This window comes from Pseudomonas knackmussii B13 (assembly GCF_000689415.1).
Taxonomy (GTDB): Bacteria; Pseudomonadota; Gammaproteobacteria; order Pseudomonadales; family Pseudomonadaceae; genus Pseudomonas; species Pseudomonas knackmussii.
Window position 1 is genome coordinate 1479047 of sequence record NZ_HG322950.1, and the last position, 21521, is coordinate 1500567.

The 21521-nt window shown below is 65.3% G+C and carries 23 protein-coding genes; 9 read left to right on the top strand and 14 right to left on the bottom strand.

The window, feature by feature from the left end; genetic code table 11:
* Both PKB_RS07070 and argF read right to left on the bottom strand, forming a co-directional pair.
* Nucleotides 1-1074: an ABC transporter ATP-binding protein gene (locus tag PKB_RS07070; protein ID WP_043250266.1), complete on the bottom strand. Its 1074-nt coding sequence runs from the start codon at nucleotides 1072-1074 to the stop codon at nucleotides 1-3.
* Nucleotides 1075-1211: 137 nt separating this feature from the next.
* The gene (gene argF / locus PKB_RS07075; protein WP_043250268.1) at nucleotides 1212-2129 is read right to left on the bottom strand and encodes an ornithine carbamoyltransferase; all 918 of its coding nucleotides are present in this window, start codon (nucleotides 2127-2129) and stop codon (nucleotides 1212-1214) included.
* A 342-nt stretch (nucleotides 2130-2471) separates the two neighbouring features.
* On the opposite strand from argF, the gene PKB_RS07080 reads away from it, so the two are divergent.
* From PKB_RS07080 to PKB_RS07095, 4 genes are all read left to right on the top strand, one after another.
* Nucleotides 2472-2909: a hypothetical protein gene (locus PKB_RS07080; RefSeq protein ID WP_043250270.1), complete on the top strand. Its 438-nt coding sequence runs from the start codon at nucleotides 2472-2474 to the stop codon at nucleotides 2907-2909.
* Between the two features lie 200 nt (nucleotides 2910-3109).
* Nucleotides 3110-5203: a molybdopterin oxidoreductase family protein gene (locus PKB_RS07085; protein WP_043250271.1), complete on the top strand. Its 2094-nt coding sequence runs from the start codon at nucleotides 3110-3112 to the stop codon at nucleotides 5201-5203.
* Between the two features lie 112 nt (nucleotides 5204-5315).
* A complete protein-coding gene (grxD, locus tag PKB_RS07090) occupies nucleotides 5316-5642 on the top strand; it encodes a Grx4 family monothiol glutaredoxin (protein ID WP_043250272.1) in 327 nt (108 codons plus the stop codon).
* A gap of 61 nt (nucleotides 5643-5703) precedes the next feature.
* Nucleotides 5704-6864 (top strand): MFS transporter, encoded by a 1161-nt coding sequence (locus tag PKB_RS07095; RefSeq protein ID WP_043250273.1) that lies wholly within the window; start codon nucleotides 5704-5706, stop codon nucleotides 6862-6864.
* A 37-nt stretch (nucleotides 6865-6901) separates the two neighbouring features.
* On the opposite strand, the gene bfrB is transcribed toward PKB_RS07095, so the two are convergent.
* Nucleotides 6902-7378 carry a bacterioferritin BfrB gene (gene bfrB / locus PKB_RS07100; RefSeq protein WP_043250274.1) on the bottom strand — a complete coding sequence of 159 codons (477 nt, stop codon included), beginning with the start codon at nucleotides 7376-7378 and terminating at the stop codon, nucleotides 6902-6904.
* 207 nt (nucleotides 7379-7585) lie between these two features.
* Nucleotides 7586-7801, bottom strand: coding sequence for a bacterioferritin-associated ferredoxin (locus tag PKB_RS07105; RefSeq protein WP_043250275.1), 216 nt, complete (start codon nucleotides 7799-7801; stop codon nucleotides 7586-7588).
* 277 nt (nucleotides 7802-8078) lie between these two features.
* Between PKB_RS07105 and PKB_RS07110 the strand changes: the two genes are divergently transcribed.
* Nucleotides 8079-8681, top strand: coding sequence for a peroxiredoxin (locus tag PKB_RS07110; RefSeq protein ID WP_043250276.1), 603 nt, complete (start codon nucleotides 8079-8081; stop codon nucleotides 8679-8681).
* A 125-nt stretch (nucleotides 8682-8806) separates the two neighbouring features.
* Here PKB_RS07110 and rnt read toward each other — a convergent pair whose 3' ends face one another.
* Nucleotides 8807-9481 (bottom strand): ribonuclease T, encoded by a 675-nt coding sequence (gene rnt / locus PKB_RS07115; protein ID WP_043250277.1) that lies wholly within the window; start codon nucleotides 9479-9481, stop codon nucleotides 8807-8809.
* A complete protein-coding gene (pyrC, locus tag PKB_RS07120; protein ID WP_043250278.1) occupies nucleotides 9478-10524 on the bottom strand; it encodes a dihydroorotase in 1047 nt (348 codons plus the stop codon). Before pyrC ends, rnt begins: the two co-directional genes overlap by 4 nt.
* 140 nt (nucleotides 10525-10664) lie before the next feature.
* On the opposite strand from pyrC, the gene PKB_RS07125 reads away from it, so the two are divergent.
* From PKB_RS07125 to gloA, 3 genes are all read left to right on the top strand, one after another.
* A complete protein-coding gene (locus PKB_RS07125; protein ID WP_043250279.1) occupies nucleotides 10665-11672 on the top strand; it encodes a flagellar protein MotY in 1008 nt (335 codons plus the stop codon).
* A gap of 117 nt (nucleotides 11673-11789) precedes the next feature.
* A complete protein-coding gene (locus tag PKB_RS07130) occupies nucleotides 11790-13007 on the top strand; it encodes an argininosuccinate synthase (protein ID WP_043250280.1) in 1218 nt (405 codons plus the stop codon).
* A 250-nt stretch (nucleotides 13008-13257) separates the two neighbouring features.
* On the top strand, nucleotides 13258-13650 hold the full coding sequence (gene gloA / locus PKB_RS07135) for a lactoylglutathione lyase (protein ID WP_043250281.1): 393 nt from the start codon (nucleotides 13258-13260) through the stop codon (nucleotides 13648-13650).
* A 90-nt stretch (nucleotides 13651-13740) separates the two neighbouring features.
* On the opposite strand, the gene PKB_RS29850 is transcribed toward gloA, so the two are convergent.
* The 8 genes from PKB_RS29850 to rsxA all read right to left on the bottom strand — a co-directional run bounded on the left by PKB_RS29850 (nucleotide 13741) and on the right by rsxA (nucleotide 20498).
* The gene (locus PKB_RS29850) at nucleotides 13741-13917 is read right to left on the bottom strand and encodes a PA3496 family putative envelope integrity protein (protein ID WP_043250282.1); all 177 of its coding nucleotides are present in this window, start codon (nucleotides 13915-13917) and stop codon (nucleotides 13741-13743) included.
* 108 nt (nucleotides 13918-14025) lie between these two features.
* Nucleotides 14026-14664 carry an endonuclease III gene (nth, locus tag PKB_RS07145; RefSeq protein ID WP_043250283.1) on the bottom strand — a complete coding sequence of 213 codons (639 nt, stop codon included), beginning with the start codon at nucleotides 14662-14664 and terminating at the stop codon, nucleotides 14026-14028.
* Complete coding sequence (locus PKB_RS07150; protein WP_043250284.1) at nucleotides 14661-15368, bottom strand: electron transport complex subunit E; 708 nt, start codon at nucleotides 15366-15368, stop codon at nucleotides 14661-14663. Before PKB_RS07150 ends, nth begins: the two co-directional genes overlap by 4 nt.
* Nucleotides 15361-16005 carry an electron transport complex subunit RsxG gene (gene rsxG / locus PKB_RS07155; RefSeq protein WP_043250285.1) on the bottom strand — a complete coding sequence of 215 codons (645 nt, stop codon included), beginning with the start codon at nucleotides 16003-16005 and terminating at the stop codon, nucleotides 15361-15363. Before rsxG ends, PKB_RS07150 begins: the two co-directional genes overlap by 8 nt.
* Nucleotide 16006: 1 nt before the next feature.
* On the bottom strand, nucleotides 16007-17044 hold the full coding sequence (locus PKB_RS07160; protein WP_043250286.1) for an RnfABCDGE type electron transport complex subunit D: 1038 nt from the start codon (nucleotides 17042-17044) through the stop codon (nucleotides 16007-16009).
* Between the two features lie 3 nt (nucleotides 17045-17047).
* Nucleotides 17048-19354 (bottom strand): electron transport complex subunit RsxC, encoded by a 2307-nt coding sequence (gene rsxC / locus PKB_RS07165; RefSeq protein WP_043250288.1) that lies wholly within the window; start codon nucleotides 19352-19354, stop codon nucleotides 17048-17050.
* A complete protein-coding gene (rsxB, locus tag PKB_RS07170) occupies nucleotides 19351-19917 on the bottom strand; it encodes an electron transport complex subunit RsxB (RefSeq protein ID WP_043250290.1) in 567 nt (188 codons plus the stop codon). Before rsxB ends, rsxC begins: the two co-directional genes overlap by 4 nt.
* Nucleotides 19914-20498 (bottom strand): electron transport complex subunit RsxA, encoded by a 585-nt coding sequence (rsxA, locus tag PKB_RS07175; RefSeq protein WP_043250292.1) that lies wholly within the window; start codon nucleotides 20496-20498, stop codon nucleotides 19914-19916. The genes rsxB and rsxA overlap by 4 nt, the downstream gene beginning before the upstream one ends.
* 199 nt (nucleotides 20499-20697) lie before the next feature.
* Between rsxA and PKB_RS07180 the strand changes: the two genes are divergently transcribed.
* Nucleotides 20698-21519: a hypothetical protein gene (locus PKB_RS07180; protein WP_043250294.1), complete on the top strand. Its 822-nt coding sequence runs from the start codon at nucleotides 20698-20700 to the stop codon at nucleotides 21517-21519.
* The last annotated feature ends 2 nt before the right edge of the window (nucleotides 21520-21521 follow it).

A 21521-nucleotide genomic window follows, 5' to 3' on the forward strand; every position in this document is an offset into this window, starting at 1 on the left:
TTAGCTGCGGGAGTCTACTGCCACGCTGCCTTCGGCCTTGAACAGCACCAGATGGTCGGCGGCGACGCTGATGCCGACCTCGTCGCCCGGCTGGTGGTCGGCGTGGCTGGGGAAGATGGATTCCAACTGCGTCCCCGTGGGTAGCTGCAGGCGGTACAGGGTCGCCGCGCCAAGGAAAGACTTGCCAACGATCCGCGCCTTCAGCGGGCCTTGCGGAGCATGCACGAGATCGTCGGGGCGCAGCAGCACATCCACTGCACTGCCAGCCGGCAGTCCATAGGCTCGGTTGCCGCGCAGCACGCCGAGTTCGGTCTGCACGCTTTCCGGATCGAGCATCTGCCCGCGGATGAAGTAGCCCTGGCCGATGAAGCTGGCGACGAAGGGCGTCTGCGGCTCGTGGTAGAGGTTGTAGGGCGTGTCCCACTGCTCCAGATGACCCTGCTTGAACACGCCGACGTGGTCGCTGACGGCGAAGGCTTCCTCCTGGTCGTGAGTCACCAGCACCGCGCTGGTACCGCGCGCCTTGAGGATGTCGCGCACCTCGTGGCTGAGCTTGCGGCGCAGTTCCACGTCGAGGTTGGAGAAGGGTTCGTCGAGCAGCAGCAACAGCGGCTCGGGCGCCAGAGCGCGGGCCAGCGCCACACGTTGCTGCTGGCCGCCGGACAGCTCGTGGGGATAGCGCCGGCCTAGCTTGTCGAGTTTCACCAGTTCCAGCAGTTCCCGGACGATGCGCTGGCGCTCGGGGTGCTTGCGGATGCCGAAGGCGACGTTGTCCTCCACGGTCAGGTGGGGGAACAGCGCGTAGTCCTGGAACACCATGCCGATGCGGCGCTTCTCCGGTGCGAGGGTGAAACCGGTGCGCGAAATGACTTCGCCGGCCAGGCCGATCTCGCCAGCCTGCACCGGCTCGAAACCGGCGATGGCACGCAGCGTGGTGGTCTTGCCGCATCCCGAGGGGCCGAGCAGGCAACCGATGTCGCCGGCGTTCAGGTGCAGGCTGACGTCCTGCACCACGCGTTGTTGCCCATAGCCACAGGAGAGGTTTCTGAGTTCGAGCAACAGCGATGTGGTCATGGGGCGGGCCGTGTAAGCAAAAGCGGAGGCGGGGAGTTTACACGCGGCGAATGAGAATTACTCGCCGCTGGCTCCATGGCGAGGCGATGCGCCGCACGGAGAGCCAGGCTCCGTGCGGTCGAGCAGGGTATGGAAGGTCAGGCGTAGTGGGCGTGTTCGACCAGCAGTTCAAGCAGGGCCTTCTGCGCGTGCAGTCGGTTCTCGGCCTGGTCCCAGGCGACCGAACGCGGGTCGTCCAGCAGGTCTTCGCTGATTTCTTCGCCGCGGTGTGCCGGCAGGCAGTGCATGAACAGCACGTCCGCGGCGGCATGGTCGAGCAGTTCGCGGGTCACCTGGTACGGACGGAAGGTACGCAGGCGCGCCGCCGCTTCGTCTTCCTGGCCCATGGAAGCCCAGACGTCGGTGCTCACCAGGTGCGCGCCGGCCACGGCTTCGCGCGGGTCGCGGAAGATGCGCACACGCTCGCCCGCCTGGGCCAGCAGCGCTGCATTGGGTTCGTAGCCGTCCGGGCAGGCCACGTGCAGCTGGAAGTCGAAGCGAATGGCCGCCTCGATGTAGCTGTTACACATGTTGTTGCCGTCGCCGATCCAGGCCACCGTCTTGCCGGCGATGCTGCCGCGGTGCTCGTGGAACGTCTGCATATCGGCCAGCAACTGGCAGGGGTGCAGGTCGTCGGAGAGGCCGTTGATCACCGGCACGCGGGAGTTGGCGGCGAACTCGGTGAGATTGCTGTGGGCAAAGGTGCGGATCATTACCGCATCGACCATCCGCGACATCACTTTCGCCGCATCGGCGATCGGCTCGCCACGCCCCAGCTGGGTGTCGCGCGGGGACAGGAAGATTGCCTGGCCGCCGAGCTGGATCATGCCGGCTTCGAAGGAGATACGCGTACGCGTCGAGGCCTTCTCGAAGATCATGCCCAGTACACGGTTCTTCAGCGGTTCGTAGAGCACGCCTCGATCGCGCAGGTCCTTCAGCTCGCTGCCACGGCGGATCAGACCGAGGAGTTCGTCGGTCGTGTAATCCAGCATCGAGAGGAAGTGCCTAGCGTTCATGATTCAGTACCTACTACTTATTCTCTGTTTGCGACCGAGGGTCTGGCCGGCTTTTCGAGAAAAAACGGACTGAACCTGCGGCCTGACCGCATGCAGCGGAAATTTAGGGGGAGGGCGCGATCCTATAAGGAAATTACGCATTCACGCAAGTTTGCCCCGGGGGCGGCGCCGAGCCCAGGAAATGACCAGGGTCATGGCCGCAGCTGCCATTTAAATGTATGGCTGAAACTGCAGGAAATTTCTGATGATTTTCGGCGATTTAGCCTACATCGAGATGTTGCGGGTAATTGATAGCTTCTCGCCGCCATCGATTCCGGTGGCCAGTCAATGGAGAAGCATTCAATGAAGAAACTCTGGATGAGCGCCGTAGTAGCCGCGGTGATCGCGACCGCCAGCGGTTGCACCAGCTACAACGTCAACCAGCCCACCGCACCGATCGACGGTTCGGTGAAAACCGATCTGAAGGCCGATGTGAAGGTAGGCGAGCCGATCAGCGGCCAGTCCTCGATCAACATCCTCTTCGGTTTCCTCAAGCTCGGCGGCGACAGCCAGTTCGCCGATGGCGTGACCTACGGCGGCTCCGATGGCGGCTCCATGCTGAATGCATTCGACCCGGTGTCCAGCGCCAAGTCCGCAGCGGCCTTCAAGGCGGTCAAGACCTCCGGCGCGGACCTGATCGTGGCCCCGCGCTACGAGGTCACCGTGCAGGACTTCTTCCTGTTCAAGAAGGTCAACGTCAAGGTCACCGGTAACAAAGGCAACATCAACGGCATTCACTGATGTCGTCGCGGCCGGCGCCCTCCCGTAGCCGGTCGCGTTCCCCTGGTTGGCGGGCCGGCTGTATTCCGGCCCGACTTCCCGCCTATATCCCCTGATTCACTGCGCTTAGGCTTGTGGCGTTAGTCCCACGGGCATTCCATAGTTCGTCTTCTGAGCAACGACTGGCCTTCGAAGGCCGGCGGAACAACAAGAGGCGAGCCATGAGCAAGATCCTCCACCACCGTGCATGCCACCTGTGCGAAGCCATCTGCGGCCTGACCATCGAGACAGAAGGCGAGCAGATCCTGTCGATCAAGGGCGATGCCCAGGACAGCTTCAGCCGCGGCCATATCTGCCCCAAGGCAGTAGCGCTGCAGGACATCCAGAACGACCCCGATCGACTACGCCAACCCATGCGCCGGGTTGGCAATGAATGGCAGGCAATTTCCTGGGATGACGCATTCGACCTGGTCGCCACGCGCCTGGCCGACATTCGTGAGCGCCACGGCAACAACGCGGTAGCCGTGTACCAGGGCAATCCCAGCGTGCACAACTACGGGTTGATGACGCACAGCAACTACTTCCTGGGCCTGCTGAAAACGCGTAACCGCTACTCCGCCACTTCGGTGGACCAACTGCCGCATCACCTCGTCAGCCTGCAGATGTTCGGCCATGGCTTGCTGATCCCGATTCCAGACATCGACCACACCGACTTCATGCTGATCCTCGGCGGCAATCCGTTGGCTTCCAACGGCAGCATCATGACCGTGCCGGACGTGGAAAAACGCCTGAAAGCGCTGAAGGCGCGCGGCGGGCGCCTGGTGGTGGTCGACCCGCGGCGGACCGAGACCGCGACCATTGCCGACCAGCACCTGTTCGTCCGCCCCGGCCAGGATGCCGCGCTGCTGCTCGGCATCCTCGACGTGCTCTTCAGCGAAGGGCTCACCCGTGACAGCCACCTGCCTGCGGCAGGCTTGGACGAAGTGCGAGAGGCGCTGGCGCCTTTCGGCGTCGAGGCCATGGCTCCGCGTTGCGGCGTACCGGCGGATGAAATCCGTCAGCTGGCGCGTGAATTCGCCGCCGCCGACAAGGCGGTGTGCTACGGACGGATGGGCGTCTCCACCCAGCGCTTCGGCACTCTCTGCCAGTGGCTCGTGCAGTTGATCAACCTGGTCACCGGCAATCTCGACCGGGTCGGCGGCAGCCTCTGCACGACGCCGGCGGTCGATCTGGTGGCGACCACTTCCGGCGGCGCCTTCAACCGCTGGCAGAGCCGGGTGTCCGGTCTGCCGGAATACGGCGGCGAGCTGCCGGTCGCCGCGCTGGCCGAGGAGATGCTCACCGAAGGGGAAGGGCAGATCCGCGCGCTGGTCACCGTGGCCGGCAATCCGGTGCTTTCCACGCCCAATGGCCGACGCCTGGAGCAGGCGCTGGACGGGCTGGAGTTCATGCTCAGCATCGACCTCTACATCAACGAGACGACCCGTTACGCGGACATCATCCTGCCGCCGACCGCGCCGCTGGAGCACGACCACTACGACACGACTTTCAACGTGTTCGCGGTGCGCAACGTCACCCGTTTCAACGAGGCGGTGCTGCCCAGGCCCGATGGTGCGCTGCACGACTGGGAGATCTTCGTCGGCCTGGCCAAGGCCTATGCCGCGCGCACTGGCGCCGAGCTGAAACCGACGCTGGCACCGGAGCAGATGATCGACATGGGCCTGCGCTTCGGTCCCTACGGCGACTCCAGCGAGCACAAGCTCAACCTGGCTCGCCTGCGCGAGCACCCGCACGGCCTTGATCTGGGGGCGCTGCGGCCGAACCTGGCGGCGCGCCTGAAGACAGCAAGCCGCAAAGTGGAGGCGGCTCCGGAGCTGCTCCTGGCTGACTTGAAGCGCTTCGCTGACACTCAGGCGCCGACGGACGGCCAACTGCTGCTGATCGGTCGGCGGCACGTGCGCAGCAACAACTCCTGGATGCACAACTATCACCGCCTGGTGAAGGGCAAGCCGCGCTATCAGCTGCTGATGCATCCGCAGGACCTGGCGCACCGTGGCCTGGTCGATGGTCAGCGGGTCCGGGTGCGGTCGCGCGTCGGCAGCATCGAGGTCGAAGTGGCTGCCAGCGACGAGGTGATGGCGGGGGTAGTCAGCCTTCCGCATGGCTGGGGACATGCCCGGCCGGGCGTCCAGTTGTCCATCGCAGCGGAGCAGGGCGGCGCCAGTGCGAACGATCTCACCGACGAGCGTTACCTCGACGCGCTCTCTGGAAACGCCGCGCTGAACGGCGTGCCGGTGGAGGTGGAGGCCGCCTGAGTGCGCTTTCGGCAAAGCCGAGCGTAGCTCTCGGCTTTGCAGTACAATGCGCGCTACCGTGCCGGCCATCGCTGGGTCGGATCAGTATCTGATAGTTCAGCCGAGGAAGTTCATGGATATCATCGATACCATCAAAGAGCAGATCGCCAACAACCCTGTCCTGCTGTACATGAAGGGCTCGCCGAATGCTCCGCAGTGCGGCTTCTCGGCCCGTGCTGCACAGGTTCTGATGGCTTGCGGCGAGAAATTCGCCTACGTCGACATCCTGCAGAACCCGGAAATCCGCGCCAACCTGCCCAAGTACGCCAACTGGCCGACCTTCCCGCAACTGTGGGTGGGCGGTGAGCTGGTCGGCGGTAGCGACATCCTGGCCGAGATGTTCGAGAAGGGCGAACTGCAGCCGCTGATCAAAGACGCCGTAGGCAAGGCCAACGCCTGAGTCTTTCGTGCTGTCGCACAAAGCCCCGCTCCGGCGGGGCTTTGTTTTTGGGGTGATTGAAATGACCGAGCAATCGCGAGCCAACGCGGCGCGCTGGGCGTGTGGCTACTGCTTCGCCATGGGCGGAATGGTGCATGGCAGCCTGATGGGACGGGTTCCGGCGCTCAAGAGCATGACCGGCGTGGACGAGCAGGAGCTCGGCCAAGCCCTGTTGGGTGCAGGGTTCGGTGCGCTGCTGGCATTCGTCTTCGCTGGAGCGCTGGTGCGCCGTTATGGCAGCCGGGCGATTACCGTTGCTTCTGGGCTGGCGTTGATGGCGTGCTTCCCCTTGCTGGGGCTGGCGCAGAACGTCTGGTACCTGGCAGCGGGTCTGCTGTTGGTCGGCCTGACCTTCGCGACCATGGACGTGGCGATGAATACCCAGGCCGTCGAGGTGGAGAGGCGCCTTGGGCGCCCGTGCATCTCCGGTCTGCATGGCATGTACAGCCTTGGCGGCCTTGTAGGTGCCGTCGGCGCAGCAGCGTTCGCTGGCCTGGCTCCGATCTGGCACTTCACGCTGCTGGCGGTGCTTGCTGTGGCGATCCTGCCGTTCTTCGCTCGCCACCTGTTCGAAGGTCGGCCCAAGCCCAAGGAGGAAGAGGCGCCAGCCCAACGCGGCTGGCGCCTGCCGCCACCGGCCTTGATCGGTCTTGGCTTGCTGACGCTGTGCGCTTTCGTATCCGAAGGCGCCGTCGCCGACTGGGGCGCGTTGCTCTTGCACCAGGTGATGGGCGCCTCCGAGCGGGTCGCTGCGCTGGGCTTTGCCGCGTTCTCCGCGACCATGGTGATGGGGCGCCTGTTCGGCGATCGCCTGCGGGTGCGTTTCGCTGACGAGACGCTGGTGCGCACGCTGGCGCTGCTGGCCTGCGCGGGCATGCTGCTGGCGCTGTTCAGCCCGTGGGTCGCCAGTGTGATCGCCGGCTTTGCTTTGGTAGGTGCGGGGTTGTCGGTGGTGGTTCCGATTCTGATCGGCGCCGCAGGCAATCGGCCTGGTGTCGAACCTTCCCGCGGAGTCGCCGCGGTAGCGTCGTTCGGTTATGGCGGCTTGCTGCTGGGGCCGCCGTTGATTGGCTTCCTAGCCGAACACGTGGGGCTGCGTTTGTCTCTGCTGGTGGTGATCGGGCTTTGCGCGGGGCTGGCGCTGCAGGCGCGGCTGGTGCGTCGCCCCGAAAAGGTGGGGTAGGAAAGCAAAGGGGCGCCGAATGGCGCCCCTTTTTACATCAATCGTCTTCGTGCATGTGCGACTGCAGGTAGTTCTCCAGGCCGACCTTCTGGATCAGGCCGAGCTGGGTTTCCAGGTAGTCGATGTGCTCTTCCTCGGACTCGAGGATGTCCTTGAGCAGGTCGCGGCTGACGTAGTCATGCACGCTTTCGCAATGGACGATGGCGTCGCGCAGGTCCTTGGCCGCCTTGAGCTCGAGGTTCAGGTCGCACTGCAGCATTTCCTGTGTGTTCTCGCCAATCAGCAGCTTGCCCAGGTCCTGGAGGTTCGGCAGGCCTTCGAGGAAGAGGATGCGCTCGATGAGCTTGTCCGCATGCTTCATCTCGTCGATCGACTCCTCGTACTCGTGCGCGCCGAGGCGCTTCAGGCCCCAGTCGTTCCACATGCGCGAGTGCAGGAAATACTGGTTGATGGCGATCAGCTCGTTACCGAGGACCTTGTTCAGATGCTGGATGACTTTCTTGTCGCCTTTCATGCCGAGTCCTGCCGTGCGGGGTGGGGAGGTTGAAAAGTGTGGTCCTCTTATAACTTCAAGTCAAACGTAAGTGATTGAATTCGTTATGAAAAGGAATATGAATACGAATGCTTTCACTCTGCGATTAAGCGATAAGTCGTTGAAATTCAGGCACAAAAAAACCGGGCTGGAGCCCGGTTTCGTTTGCTCATGCCTAATCGGCATGAATCAGTTGGCAGCGTAGGCCAGCGAGTAGTTCATCGTCTGCGTGCTTTGCAGCTCGCCCAGGGTCTCGCGGACCACCTGTTTGGCGAGGCAGGCGCATTTCCCGCACTGGGTGCCGACGCCGGTGCTGTCGCGCACTTCACGGTAGCTGCAGCAACCTTCATAGATCGCTTCGCGGATCTGGGTATCGGTGACACCTTGGCAGAGGCAGACGTACATGGTGGCTACTACTAAGTAATGGGTTGTTGGTGGCGATACTAATGTTAATGAGAATGATTGTCAAAGTTCATTGGTCGGGTATTCCAAAGGAGACCGATTAGCGTTTTCAAACAAGGACTTGCGTGGCGGAGGGGACGGCTGCCACTGGGCGCGGGCGGGAGCTGCAGTGTATGATGCCGGGCCAATTTAGGGCTGCGCAGCACGCCCGGCAAGGCTTCCAGCAAGCCAGCCGACGGACTGCAGGCCACTCCGACCTCACCCTTCAAGGAGACATGGAATGAGCGTACTCGTAGGTAAGAAAGCGCCCGACTTCAACGTACCGGCTGTACTGGCCAGCGGCGAGATCGTCGAAAGCTTCCGTCTGTCCGACGCCATCAAGGGCAAGTACGGCCTGGTGTTCTTCTATCCGCTGGACTTCACCTTCGTCTGCCCGTCCGAGCTGATCGCCCTGGATCGCCGCATCCCGGACTTCCAGGCGCGCAACGTGGAAGTGATCGGCGTTTCCATCGACTCCCACTTCACCCACAACGCCTGGCGTAACACCCCGGTGGACAAGGGCGGCATCGGCCCGGTCAAGTACACCCTGGCCGCCGACATGACCCACAGCATCGCCAAGGACTACGACGTCGAGTCCGCTGATGGCGTAGCTTTCCGTGGCGCCTTCCTGATCGACCAGAACGGCGTAGTGCGCTCGCAGATCGTCAACGACCTGCCGCTGGGCCGTAACATGGACGAGCTGCTGCGTCTGGTCGACGCCCTGCAGTTCACCGAAGAGCACGGTGAAGTCTGCCCGGCCAACTGGAAGAAAGGCGACAAGGGTATGACTGCCTCGCCGGAAGGCGTTGCCAGCTACCTGGCCGAGAACGCCGGCAACCTGTAAGCCGCGTTCCGCTTGTGAAACAGCCCCGCCTTGGCGGGGCTTTTTCTTTGCGGTTGTCAGCAGGAAGCAAAAACAAAGCCCCGCGCGGGCGGGGCTTTGTCGGGGGCATTAAAGGAAGGCGAGGATCAGTCCTCGTCTTCCATCCAGCCACCGCATTCCTTCCAGCGGTTGACGATGCCGCAGAACAGCTCGGCGGTCTTCTCGGTGTCGTAGCGCGCCGAGTGTGCCTCGCGGTTGTCGAACTCCATGCCGGCGGCCTGGCAGGCCTTGGCCAGCACCGTCTGACCATAGGCCAGGCCGGCCAGGGTCGCGGTGTCGAAGCTGGAGAACGGGTGGAACGGGTTGCGCTTGAGACCGGTGCGGTTCACCGCGGCGTTAAGGAAGCCGAGGTCGAAGCTGCTGTTGTGGCCGACCAGGATCGCGCGCTTGCAGCCGTTGGCCTTCAGCGACTTGCGTACGCCACGGAAGATCTCGGTGAGCGCCTGTTCCTCGGCCACCGCCATGCGCAGTGGGTGGTCCAGCTTGATGCCGGTGAATTCCAGGGCCGCCTGCTCGATGTTGGCGCCTTCGAAAGGCTCGACGCGGAAGAAGTGGGTGTGTTCCGGGAACAGGAACCCGCTCTCATCCATGCCGATGGTCACCGCGGCGATTTCCAGCAGGGCGTCGGTGGCGGCGTTGAAGCCACCGGTCTCGACGTCGACTACTACCGGCAGGTAGCCACGGAAGCGCCGCGCCATCGGGTGGCGCGGGCCGGGCGGGTAATTGCCGTCGAACTCTTCTTCGTAGACTTCTTCGCTCATGCGCCGGCCTCCAGCAGGCGCCAGCGCAGTTTTTCGCCGGCGCGCAGCGGCACCACTTCGTGGTCGCCGAAGGGCAGGCTGGTCGGAGCGGACCATTCCTCGCGCACCAGGGTGATGCTGTCAGTGTTGCGCGGCAGGCCGTAGAAGTCCGGGCCGTGGAAGCTGGCGAAGGCTTCCAGCTTGTCCAGCGCGTTGCGCTGCTCGAATGCCTCGGCGTACATCTCGATGGCGGCGTACGCGGTGTAGCAGCCGGCGCAGCCGCAGGCGGCTTCCTTGGCGTGACGGGCGTGCGGCGCCGAGTCGGTGCCGAGGAAGAACTTCGGATTGCCGCTGGTGGCGGCGTCGAGCAGGGCTTCCTGGTGCACGTTGCGCTTGAGGATCGGCAGGCAATAGAAGTGCGGACGAATGCCACCGACCAGCATGTGGTTGCGGTTGTACAGCAAGTGGTGCGCGGTAATGGTGGCGCCAACGTTGGCCGGGGCGGCCTTGACGAACTGCGCGGCGTCGCCGGTGGTGATGTGCTCGAAGACCACTTTCAGGGTCGGGAAGCGCGCGACCACGCGGGTCATGTGTTCGTCGATGAAGCGCTTCTCGCGGTCGAACACATCGACGTCGGCGTGGGTCACTTCACCGTGCACCAGCAGCGGCAGGCCGACTTCGGCCATGGCTTCCAGGACGTGGAAGATGTTGTCGATGCTGGTCACGCCGGAATCGGAGTTGGTGGTGGCGCCGGCCGGGTAAAGCTTGGCGGCGTGCACGAAGCCACTGGCCTTGGCCGCGCGCACGTCTTCGGCGCTGGTGCGGTCGGTGAGGTAGAGCACCATCAGCGGCTCGAAGCGGCTGCCGGCCGGGCGTGCAGCGAGGATACGCTGGCGGTAGGCGTCGGCTTCGGCGGCGTTGCGCACCGGCGGAACAAGGTTGGGCATGACGATGGCGCGGCCGAAGGTGCGCGCGGCATCGCCGACGGTCTGGGCGAGGGCGGCGCCGTCGCGCAGGTGGATGTGCCAGTCGTCGGGGCGCAGCAGGGTCAGGCGGTCGGACATGGGAATTCCAGGGGGGCGGTTTGCAGCGGAAAAAGTGGGGAAATGCTACCGGAAAAGCCCGCTCCCGGCACTCGCTATCAAGTTTTGCCGAGGCTGTCCGATATCCCCTGGGTACTTTCCAGCTTTTCCCGGAGCCCCCCGTGCGCCATCGCTACCTTCTCCTGCTCGGCCTCTGCGCCAGCCTGCCGGCCTGGGGGCTGACCTTCCAGACGCGCCTGGAGAATGCGCAGTGGACGGTCGCCGGCGATCAGTTCGAGTGCCGTCTGTCGCAACAGGTGGCCGGGTTCGGCGTCGGCGAGTTCGTCTGGCGCGCGGGCGAGTCCCCGACCTTCCGTCTCAAACCGCAGCGCAACTGGTACGGCGGCGGTTCGGCGACGCTGCTGGCGGCGGCGCCGCCCTGGCGTCCGAGTCAGGGCGATATCAACCTCGGCTCGGTGTCCCTGGTTGCCGGCGAAGTGCCCTTCACCAGCAGCCAGCAGCAGGCCGGGCGTCTGCTCGATGGCGTGCTGGAAGGCCGCAGTCCGGAAGTGCGCCTGCGCGGCACCGGTCAGGACTTGCGCGTGCGCTTGCTGGCGACACGCTTCGCCGATGGTTACGCGCAACTGCAGGACTGCTCGGCGAAGATGCTGCCGGTCAACTTCGACCAGGTGCGCACCAGCCAAGTCGGCTTCCCCGGCGGCGGTGACGCGCTCGATCCGTTGGCCCGCGCCAAGCTCGACATCATCCTGCAGTACCTGAAGGCCGACCCGTCGGTGAACCGCATCGAGCTCGACGGGCATTCCGACAACAGCGGCAACCGCCTGAGCAACCGCGACGCCTCGCGGCGCCGTGCGGTTGCGGTGCAGGAATACCTGAAAGCCAATGGCGTGCCGGAGAACCAGATCACCGTGCGCTTCTACGGCGAGAGTTATCCGCTGGTGAAGAACAATTCGGAGGCCAACCGCGCGCGCAACCGCCGGGTGACCGTCCATCTGTCGCGCGAGGCGGTGCCGGAGGCTCCGGCCGCGGCACCGGCTGCTCCTGCTGCGACACCACCTGCAACGCCACCGGCCGCACCCGCCCCAGCGGCACCCGCGCCCGCCGCGCCTACTGCCAAGGCGCCGGCCTCGGCGCCGCTTGTGCAAGGCTCCGCGAACCGCGGCGCCTAGTCGCACCTTCGATAGAATCTGTCGCGTTGTCGTCTAAAGCTGTCGCCCCTCTGTAATTTCCTACAGCGCGACAGTAGAATCGGTGGTTTTCGTGACAACCCCCCGTGGAGTGATGGCATGGCGGACGTGAAGAAGGTAGTCCTGGCGTATTCCGGTGGCCTGGATACCTCGGTGATTCTGAAGTGGCTGCAGGATACTTATCAGTGCGAAGTGGTGACCTTCACCGCTGACCTGGGACAAGGCGAAGAAGTCGAGCCGGCTCGCGCCAAGGCCCAGGCAATGGGCGTGAAGGAAATCTACATCGAGGACCTGCGCGAAGAGTTCGTCCGCGACTTCGTGTACCCGATGTTCCGCGCCAACACCATCTACGAAGGCGAGTACCTGCTGGGTACTTCCATCGCTCGCCCGCTGATCGCCAAGCGTCTGATCGAGATCGCCAACGCGACCGGCGCCGACGCCATCTCCCATGGCGCTACCGGCAAGGGCAACGACCAGGTTCGCTTCGAGCTGGGCGCCTACGCGCTGAAGCCGGGCGTGAAAGTGATCGCTCCCTGGCGCGAGTGGGACCTGCTGTCCCGCGAGAAGCTGATGGACTACGCCGAGAAGCACGCCATCCCGATCGAGCGCCACGGCAAGAAGAAATCGCCGTACTCCATGGATGCCAACCTGCTGCACATCTCCTATGAAGGCGGCGTGCTGGAAGACACCTGGACCGAGCACGAAGAGGACATGTGGCGCTGGACCAAGTCCCCGGAAAACGCGCCGGACCAGCCGACCTACATCGAGCTGACCTACCGCAAGGGCGATATCGTCGCCATCGACGGCAAGGACATGACCCCGGCTCAAGTGCTGGCCGAACTGAACCGCATCGGCGGCGAGAACGGCATCGGCCGCCTCGACATCGTCGAGAACCGCTTCGTCGGCATGAAGTCGCGCGGCTGCTACGAGACCCCCGGCGGCACCATCATGCTCAAGGGCCACCGCGCCATCGAGTCGATCACCCTCGACCGCGAAGTCGCGCACCTGAAAGACGAGCTGATGCCGAAATACGCCAGCCTGATCTACAACGGCTTCTGGTGGAGCCCCGAGCGTCTGATGCTGCAACAGATGATCGACGCCTCGCAGGTCAATGTGAACGGTGTCGTGCGCCTGAAGCTGTACAAGGGCAACGTCATCGTGGTCGGCCGCAAGTCCGACGACTCGCTGTTCGACGCGAACATCGCGACCTTCGAGGAAGACGGCGGCGCCTACAACCAGGCCGATGCCGGTGGCTTCATCAAGCTGAACGCTCTGCGCATGCGCATTGCCGCAGGCAAGGGCCGCAGCCCGCTGTAACGAACACCCCTTTGGTGTTTCGGCCCCGTGCGGATTCCGACCCGCACGGGGCCTTTTTCATTGTGCGACTGGCGCGCCAAGCTGGTGCGGCGAGACAATGGCCGCCAAGCGTCGCGGTCGCTGAACGGCCGCCACCGTGAAACTGTCGGAATACCGTGAAAGCATGTCTGGCAACCCGCTGGGGAGCGCTGCTCCGTGGGGCGCCGAGACGGGCCCGCGCCGGCCCGATTCCATCCTGAGGAGATTCATCATGCGTCTGCTGCACACCATGCTGCGCGTCGGCGACCTGGACAAGTCCATCGCCTTCTACACCGAGATCCTGGGCATGACCCTGCTGCGCCGCAAGGACTACCCGGACGGCCAGTTCACCCTGGCTTTCGTCGGCTACGGCAGCGAGGAAGAGAACAGCGTCATCGAGCTGACCTACAACTGGGGTGTGGACAAGTACGAGCTGGGTAGCGCCTACGGCCACATCGCCCTGGAAGTGGATGACGTCTACAAGGCCTGCGAGGACATCCGTTCGCGCGGCGGCAAGATCACCCGCGAGCCGGGGCCGATGAAGCACGGCACCAGCATCCTGGCCTTCGTCGAGGACCCGGATGGCTACAAGATCGAGCTGCTGTCGCCCAAGCGCCAGGATTGAGGAAGGTTGTTCTCTGGGGGCCGCGAACGTCGGGCCCAGAAAAGACGAAGCCCCGCCAAGTGCGGGGCTTTTTCATGCAGGGGGCAAGGCTCAGAGGTCGAAGTCGTAGTCCGACAGCTGGCGTTGCAGGCGGCGTTCTTCGAGGTAGTTGTCGATGATGCGGCGCTTGGTCAGGTTGGTCTTGGCGACTTCGGCTGCAGCTTCGCTGTCATCCGAATCGTCAGTGCTCACTTCTTCTTCGAGCTCTAGATCTTCTTTATCAGCCATAACGATCACTCCAGCATGCGGGGTGTGCTTGGCGCCCCTTATAGCGACAAAGCTCGGGGCGGTAAAAAAGATTTTTTCAATGAGCGGCGATGCTTTTGACGATAGCACTCAATCGTCGGAAGTCTTGTGCTTGTACTCGCATAGATCCTCGATCCGGCAGCTGCCGCACTGCGGCTTGCGGGCCTTGCAGACGTAGCGGCCATGCAGGATCAGCCAGTGGTGCGCGTCGAGCAGGTACTCCTTGGGCACGAACTTGAGCAGCTGGCGCTCGACTTCCAGGACGTTCTTCCCCGGCGCGATGTTGGTGCGGTTGGCGACGCGGAAGATGTGCGTATCCACTGCCATGGCCGGCTGCCGGAAAGCCGTGTTGAGTACTACGTTGGCAGTCTTGCGGCCTACGCCGGGCAGCGCCTCGAGGTCCTCGCGATTGTCCGGCACCTGGCTGCCGTGCTTCTCGACTAGGATGCGGCAGGCCTCGATGACGTTCTTCGCCTTGCTGTTGTACAGGCCGATGGTCTTGATGTACTCCGACAACCCTTCGACACCAAGGGCGTAGATCGCCTCCGGCGTGTTGGCCACCGGGTAGAGCTTCGCCGTGGCCTTGTTCACCCCGACGTCGGTGGCCTGGGCGGAAAGGATCACCGCGATCAGCAGCTCGAACGGCGTGCTGTAGGCCAGCTCGGTCTCGGGGTTGGGGTTGTCTTCACGCAGACGGCGGAAAATCTCCGCGCGCTTGGCGGCATTCATTCGATCACTCCGGTCACGCGGACGCGCTGGCGCTCGCTGGCGGGTACGTTGCCCGCCTGCGCCTTGGCGCGTTCCGCCAGGCTTTCATCGATACGGTTCTTCAAGGCGATCAGCAGGCCGAGCAGCAGGAAGGCGCCGGGCGGCAGCACGGCCAGCAGGAAGCCCTGGTAGCCGGGGACCTGCAGCTTCCAGCTGGCGGCAGCGGGGCCGAACAGCAGGTTCATGTCGGCCAGCAGGGTGCCGTGGCCGAACAGCTCGCGCAAGGTGCCCAGCACCAGCAGGACCAGGGCGAAGCCGGCGCCGGTCATCAGCCCGTCGAAGGCCGAGCGCAGAACGCCGTTGCGCGCGGCGAAGGCTTCGGCGCGGCCGAGGATCACGCAGTTGGTGGTGATCAGCGGGATGAAGATGCCGAGGATCTGGTACAGCTCGAAGGTCCAGGCTTGCATCAGCAGCTCGATGCAGGTGGTCAGCGCAGCGATGATCAGGACGAACGCCGGCAGGCGCACGGCGTCGCTCAGCCAGCGCCGCGAGGCGGATACGGCGGCGTTGGAGCAGGCCAGCACGAAGATGGTCGCCAGGCCCAGGCCGAGGGCGTTGACCATTGAGTTGCTGGTGCCCAGCAGCGGGCACAGGCCGAGCAACTGGACCAGGCCGGCGTTGTTCTGCCACAGGCCCTGCTTGGCGATTTCGCGGTAATCACTCATGGCTTTCGCCTCCGCTCGCCGGTGCGAGCAGTTCCGCCTTGTGCGCGTCGAAGTACTGCAACGCCTTGTGCGTCGCCTTGACCACCGCGCGCGGGGTGATGGTGGCCCCGGCGAACTGGTCGAACTGGCCGCCGTCCTTTTTCACTTTCCAGCCGGCGTCGTCCGGATCGTTCAGCGAGCGGCCATCGAAACCGTGCAACCAGTTGCTCTTGCCCAGCTCGATCTTGTCGCCCAGGCCCGGCGTTTCCTTGTGGGCCACCACGCGCACGCCGAGCAGGCGGCCTTCGGCACTGACCCCGACGAGCAGCTCGATGGCACCGCTGTAGCCGTCCGGCGCGGTGGCCGGAATTATCACCGCGGTGGCACGCGCACCTTGCCGTGCGACGAAGCCCGAAGCAGGCTGCGACTTGCCCAGTAGCTTGGGATCGAACACCGCGACGGGCGCATCCAGCGGGTGGTTGTCGTAACTGCCGGCGGGCAGCAGGTCGAGCAGCATGCGCCCGCGCGCGTCGCGTTGCGCCTCTTCGATGCGCGCCTGGGTGAGCTGGTGGACGACGGCTACCAGGCCGACGCAGAGCACGGCGAACAGCCCGAGCGCCAGGGCGTTCTTCAGCATGGAGCGGCGAGCGTCGGTCATCTCACTCCCCCAGCTTGAAGCCGCGCTTGGGCTTCTTGTGCCCATAGGTGCGCGGTCGCGTGTAGTAGTCGATGGTCGGCGCCGCCAGGTTCATCAGCAGCACCGCGAAGGCCACGCCATCGGGATAGCCGCCCCAGGCACGGATCACGTAGGTAATGATGCCGACGCCGACGCCGAACACCAGGCGGCCACGGTTGCTGGTGGCGCCGGACACCGGGTCGGTGACGATGAAGAAGGCGCCTAGCATGCTCGCCCCGCTGAACAGGTGGAACAGCGGCGAGCCGTGGGAATCCGAACCCGTACCGTTCCAGAAAAGCAGGCTCATGACGAAGAGAGCGCCGAGCATGCCCAGTGGCGCGTGCCAGGTGAACAGCTTGCGCCAGAGCAGGTAGAGGCCGCCGGCGAGGAAGGCCAGGTTGACCAGCTCCACGCCCTTGCCGCCGAAGTGGCCGAAGGCCGTGCTTTGCGCCAGCAGCTCGTCGATGGTCAGGCTGTGGTTGTTCTTCAGCACGTCGAGGGCGGTGGCGCCTGCCCAGGCATCCGGCGGCGGCGCGCCCAGGCCGAGGATGCGCGAGAGGCCGTCGACCAGGCCGAGGCCGGTGTCCGGGCTCGGCCAGCGGGTCATCTCCAGCGGGAAGGACACCAGCACCACCACATAGCCGAGCATCGCCGGGTTGAACGGGTTTTGCCCGAGGCCGCCATACAGGTGCTTGCCGAAGACCAGGGCGAAGGCGGTGGCCAGCAGCGTCAGCCACCAGGGCGCGTAGGGCGGCAGGGCGAGGGCCAGCAGCACGGCGGTGACCAGCGCGCTGCCGTCCATGAGGAACACGCCCAGCGGACGCTTGCGCAGGTGCAGCATCAGCGCCTCGGTGCCGAGCGCGACGGCCGAGCACCAGAGCAGGTTGAACAGGGTGCCGACGCCATACAGGGACAGCAGCACGAGGGCGCCCGGCGCGAGCGCGGCGAGCACCTGCAGCATGACCTTCTGCGTGCGATTGGCGCCGGTGGCGTGGGGCGAGGACATGCGCGGCAGGGCCATGGATCACTCCGGGTTTCGCGCGGCCAGCGCGCTTTCCGCCGCTGCCAGGCGCTCGCGCGCGGCATTCAGGCGGGGTTCGTCGGCGCCTTCGCGCTCGAGTTTCTTAAGGTCGGCGCGGGCGTAGGCCAGTTCGGTCTTGAGCGCGCGGGTTTCGTTATCCACAGGGCGCTTGTCGATGCGCTGCAGGTCCGGCGCCGGCTTGCCGCTGGCGTCCTCGGCGGCGTGCAGTTGCTGTTCGGCCTCTTTCAGCGCTGCTCGCAGTGGCTCCAGTTCAGCTTCGTCGGCACCGGCCTGCTCGGCTTTCTTCAGCTCGGCGCGGCGGGTCGCCAGGGCGATCTTGGCCTTCTTCAACAGTGCCATGCCGTCACCGGCGGTTTGCGGTTCCGGCGCGGGGGCTGCTTGCAGCTGCGCCAGGTGCCGATCGGCCTGGTCGGCGGCTTCACGCAGTTGCGCCAGGGTGGCCTGCTGCTGCTCGTCGGGCGTATCGCCGAAGGCCTTCTCCGACTTCTTCAACTGGGCGCGGGTCATGGCGGCGTCGATCTTCGCCTTCTTCAGCGCCGCATCATCCGTTGCCGGAGCGACAGGTGCGATAGGCGCCGCCGCGACCTCGGCTTTCTCCGCCGCTTCCAGCGCCAGGCGGGCCTGTTCGGCGGCCTGGCGCAGTGATTCGACCTGGGCGCGCAGTGCTTCGCTGTCGTGGGCGGCCAGTTGCTTCTCGGCCTTCTGCAGGGCGACGCGGGCCATGCTGGCGTCGATCTTGAGCTTCTTCAGGTCGGCGCCGGCGTTGCCCACGGCCTTTTCCGACTTCACCCGCTCAATGGCCGATTGCGGCGCTTCGGCGACCGGAGCAGCGGCCTGGCTTTCGCGTAAACGCGCGGCGCGCTCCAGGCGCGCCTGGCGTTCCTCCGCCTTGCGCGCTTCCTCGTGGCGCAGGCGCTCCTGGCGCTGCTCGAAGCGCAGGCGCGAATGTTCCGCCTTCTGCTGTTTCAGCTGCAGCTCGCGGATATCCGCCTTGGCTGCGCGGTAGTACTGCACCAGCGGGATGCTTGAAGGGCAGACGTAAGCGCAGGCGCCGCATTCGATGCAGTCGAACAGGTTGTGCGCCTGCAGTTGCTCGTGGTCCTCGCCCTTGGCGAAGAAGTGCAGCTGCTGCGGCAGCAGGCTGGCCGGGCAGACCTGGGCACAGTCGCCACAACGGATGCACGGCAGCGCCGGCGGCGGAGGCGGCAGCTCGCTGGCGCTGGCGGCCAGCAGGCAGTTGGCGGTCTTGATCAGCGGTGCCTGCGCATCGCTCAGAGTGACGCCCATCAGCGGGCCGCCCATGATCAGGCGGTCCAGTTTCGCGCGATCGAGGCCGGCGAATTCCAGCAATTCGCCGATGGGTGTGCCGAGCAGCGCCTCGACGTTCATTGGCCGCGTCAGAGCCTCGCCGGTCAGGGTGGTGAGGCGCGAGATCAGCGGGCGCCCGAGCAACACTGCGTCGCGCACGGCCACGGCAGTGCCGACGTTGACGCAGACCATGCCGATGCCCGCCGGCAGGCCGCCGCTGGGCACTTCGCGGCCGGTGAGCAGGAGGATCAGCTGGCGCTCGCCGCCGGAGGGGTATTTGGTCGGCACCACCCGCAGTTCGAAAGGCCGTTCGCCTATGGCCTGGCGCAGCGCTTCTATTGCTTGCGGCTTGTCGTCCTCGATGCCGATCAGTACCTGCGGCGGCTGCAGCAGGTGGGCGAGGATCTCGATGCCCTCGACCAGCTCGACGGCGCGCTCGCGCATCAGCATGTCGTCGGCGCTGATGTAGGGCTCGCACTCGGCGCCGTTGATCACCAGCGTGTGCAGGTCTTCAGCGGCACGCGCGGCAAGCTTGGCCGCGGTGGGGAAGCCCGCTCCGCCAAGTCCGGTGATGCCCGCGGCGCGGATGCGTTCGAGCAGCGCGGCGGGCGATTCCTGGCGGTAGTCCGGGCAGGGATCCAGTTCGACCCATTCGTCCCGGCCGTCGGCGTCGATGACGATGGCCTCGGCCAGCAGGCCGGAAGGGTGTGGATAAGGTTGCTCGCCGATGGCCACCACGGTGCCGGAGGTGGGCGCGTGTACGGCGGCGCTGATGGCGCTGCCGGGGAGGGCGATGCACTGGCCCTTGCGTACGTACTCGCCGACTCCCACGCAGGGCAGGGCCGGTGCGCCGGTGTGCTGCTGCAGCGGCAGGATCAGCCGGGCCGGTAGCGGCGCGCGAATGCTTGGGGCGGCGGTGGACTGCTGCTTGTTGGCCGGCAGGTGCAGGCCGCCGGGGAAGTCCCAGACCTTGGCGTTCATGCCGCCTGCTCCCGGTCGCTGGCGATCAGGCGTGCCGCCGGCAGCGGCCACTTCCATTCGCGTACGCCGACTTCCAGGTCACGCATCTCGATGCAGTCCACCGGACAGGGCTCGACGCACAGGTCGCAGCCGGTGCACTCGTCGGCGATCACCGTGTGCATCAGGCGCGCCGCGCCGACGATGGCGTCCACCGGGCAGGCCTGGATGCACTTGGTGCAGCCGATGCATTCGACTTCACGGATGTAGGCCACGCACGGCGGGGTTTCTGCCGGGGCATCCAGGGGCGGAGCCTCGATGTCGAACAGGTCGGCGAGGGCGGCGATGGTGGCGGCGCCGCCGGGCGGGCACTTGTTGATCGCGTCGCCCTGGGCGATGGCCTCGGCGTAGGGCTTGCAGCCGGGGTAGCCGCACTGGCCGCACTGGGTCTGCGGCAGCAGGGCGTTGACCTGCTCGGCGATGGGGTCGCCCTCGACCTTGAAGCGCACCGCGGCGAAGCCCAGCAGCGCGCCGCTGGCCAGGCACATGAGCAGCAGAACGCCGATCGAGAGCAGCACCGTGGTCATAGCTTGATCAGCCCGGTGAAGCCCATGAAGGCCAGGGACATCAGGCCGGCGGTGATCATGCCGATGGCCGCGCCCTGGAACGGCTCGGGCACGTCGGCGAGGGCAATTCGCTCGCGCATGGCAGCGAACAGCACCAGCACCAGGGAGAAGCCCAGGCCGGCGCCGAAGCCCTGCATGGTCGACTGGAGGAAGCCGAACTCGGGCTTGTTGGCATTGAGCAGGGCGACGCCGAGGACGATGCAGTTGGTGGTGATCAGCGGCAGGAAGATGCCCAGCACGCGATACAGCAGCGGGCTGGTCTTGCGCACCAGCAACTCGGTGAACTGCACCACCACGGCGATCACCAGGATGAAGCCGATGGTGCGCAGGAACTCCAGGTCGAGCGGGCGCAGCACGTAGCGCTGCAGGATGTAGCTGCAGACCGACGCCAGGGTCAGGACGAAGGTGGTGGCGAGGGCCAGGCCGATGGCGGTCTCGATCTTGCGCGAGACGCCCATGAACGGGCAGAGGCCGAGGAACTGCACCAGCACGAAGTTGTTGACCAGGATGGCGCTGACCAGGATCAGGGCGAGTTCGGTCATCGAGGCTACCGTCTCATGCAGGCTGGGCCGGAAAAGGGGGCGCACATTATCGGGAAGCCGCCGTGGCGGCTCAAGCCGTGATGCCGCTTTCATTGCTCTGGATTCAGGGTAGTGCAGGTTCGGCGAAGGCCGATGCCGTCGCGGCGAGCGGCTTCTAGACTCCAGGGGAATGCGCGATTGCCCGGCAACGGGAGGTCATATGATCAAGCTCAAAACTGTCGGAACGGCTGTGACGGTCGTCGCCGCCCTCGTCGGCTGCGGGTTGAGCCTCTGGCAGGCTTACGAAGGGCGCAAGGACCGCCAGTTCGACACGGCCATGGTGCTCAAGGAGGCCAAGAGCAAGAGCTTCGCGGCGGAGATCGCCAGCTACGAGAAGGCGACGGACAAGAGCGGGCTCGACCAGGTGATTGCCCAGCAGCAGAAATTTGAGCACGGCTGGCGCGACGAGCAGGACCTGCAGCGGCTGCTCAAGCCAGTTCTGGAGCAGACCGCCACCAGCCTGCCGGCGGATCTGCAGGCGCGGGTGGCGATGATCCTGGCGCGCAACCGCGACAACGACCAGTTCGACCCCGGCTACATCCTGCTGGGCGCGGCCTACCTGGTGACCCAGGACTACAACAACGCCAAGGAATACCTGGGCCTGGCCCGCGGCAGCGGCGACGACCCACCCGCCAGCGCCCTCCTGGCGGCGGCGCTTTCACGCTTGTCGCAGCAGGCGCCGACGCCCATCGAGCGGCAGCAGCTGCAGCGTTCGGCTCTGCAGAGCTTCCAGCAGGCGTTACAAGCCGCCGGCTGGGACGCGAAACAGGGCTGGACCTTGGGCCTGTTCAAGGGCGACAAGAGCGCCGATGCGGCCCGCGATCTGGCTGCCTTCAGCTTCAGCGACAAGTCGCTGCACGAAGTGGTCAAGGACGATCCGGCCTACAAGGCGCTGATCGAAAAGTGGGGCGGGGAGGGCCGCAAGGAGGCGATGCTGGTGCCCCAGGGCGAGCAGCCATGGGACAAGAAGACCCAGCAGTAACT

Bases quoted from the DNA above. Each gene is read 5' to 3' on its own strand.
- gloA (WP_043250281.1), top strand. From the start codon at position 13,258: ATGCGTCTGCTGCACACCATGCTGCGCGTCGGCGACCTGGACAAGTCC.
- grxD (WP_043250272.1), top strand. From the start codon at position 5,316: ATGGATATCATCGATACCATCAAAGAGCAGATCGCCAACAACCCTGTC.
- PKB_RS07070 (WP_043250266.1), bottom strand. From the start codon at position 1,074: ATGACCACATCGCTGTTGCTCGAACTCAGAAACCTCTCCTGTGGCTAT.
- nth (WP_043250283.1), bottom strand. From the start codon at position 14,664: ATGAATGCCGCCAAGCGCGCGGAGATTTTCCGCCGTCTGCGTGAAGAC.
- rnt (WP_043250277.1), bottom strand. From the start codon at position 9,481: ATGAGCGAAGAAGTCTACGAAGAAGAGTTCGACGGCAATTACCCGCCC.
- bfrB (WP_043250274.1), bottom strand. From the start codon at position 7,378: ATGAAAGGCGACAAGAAAGTCATCCAGCATCTGAACAAGGTCCTCGGT.
- rsxB (WP_043250290.1), bottom strand. From the start codon at position 19,917: ATGACCACGGTGCTGCTCTCGATCGGCGTTCTGCTGCTCATGTGCCTG.
- PKB_RS07085 (WP_043250271.1), top strand. From the start codon at position 3,110: ATGAGCAAGATCCTCCACCACCGTGCATGCCACCTGTGCGAAGCCATC.
- rsxA (WP_043250292.1), bottom strand. From the start codon at position 20,498: ATGACCGAACTCGCCCTGATCCTGGTCAGCGCCATCCTGGTCAACAAC.
- PKB_RS29850 (WP_043250282.1), bottom strand. From the start codon at position 13,917: ATGGCTGATAAAGAAGATCTAGAGCTCGAAGAAGAAGTGAGCACTGAC.
- rsxG (WP_043250285.1), bottom strand. From the start codon at position 16,005: ATGACCGACGCTCGCCGCTCCATGCTGAAGAACGCCCTGGCGCTCGGG.
- PKB_RS07130 (WP_043250280.1), top strand. From the start codon at position 11,790: ATGGCGGACGTGAAGAAGGTAGTCCTGGCGTATTCCGGTGGCCTGGAT.
- PKB_RS07080 (WP_043250270.1), top strand. From the start codon at position 2,472: ATGAAGAAACTCTGGATGAGCGCCGTAGTAGCCGCGGTGATCGCGACC.
- pyrC (WP_043250278.1), bottom strand. From the start codon at position 10,524: ATGTCCGACCGCCTGACCCTGCTGCGCCCCGACGACTGGCACATCCAC.
- PKB_RS07160 (WP_043250286.1), bottom strand. From the start codon at position 17,044: ATGGCCCTGCCGCGCATGTCCTCGCCCCACGCCACCGGCGCCAATCGC.
- PKB_RS07095 (WP_043250273.1), top strand. From the start codon at position 5,704: ATGACCGAGCAATCGCGAGCCAACGCGGCGCGCTGGGCGTGTGGCTAC.
- PKB_RS07105 (WP_043250275.1), bottom strand. From the start codon at position 7,801: ATGTACGTCTGCCTCTGCCAAGGTGTCACCGATACCCAGATCCGCGAA.
- PKB_RS07150 (WP_043250284.1), bottom strand. From the start codon at position 15,368: ATGAGTGATTACCGCGAAATCGCCAAGCAGGGCCTGTGGCAGAACAAC.
- PKB_RS07110 (WP_043250276.1), top strand. From the start codon at position 8,079: ATGAGCGTACTCGTAGGTAAGAAAGCGCCCGACTTCAACGTACCGGCT.
- rsxC (WP_043250288.1), bottom strand. From the start codon at position 19,354: ATGAACGCCAAGGTCTGGGACTTCCCCGGCGGCCTGCACCTGCCGGCC.
- argF (WP_043250268.1), bottom strand. From the start codon at position 2,129: ATGAACGCTAGGCACTTCCTCTCGATGCTGGATTACACGACCGACGAA.
- PKB_RS07180 (WP_043250294.1), top strand. From the start codon at position 20,698: ATGATCAAGCTCAAAACTGTCGGAACGGCTGTGACGGTCGTCGCCGCC.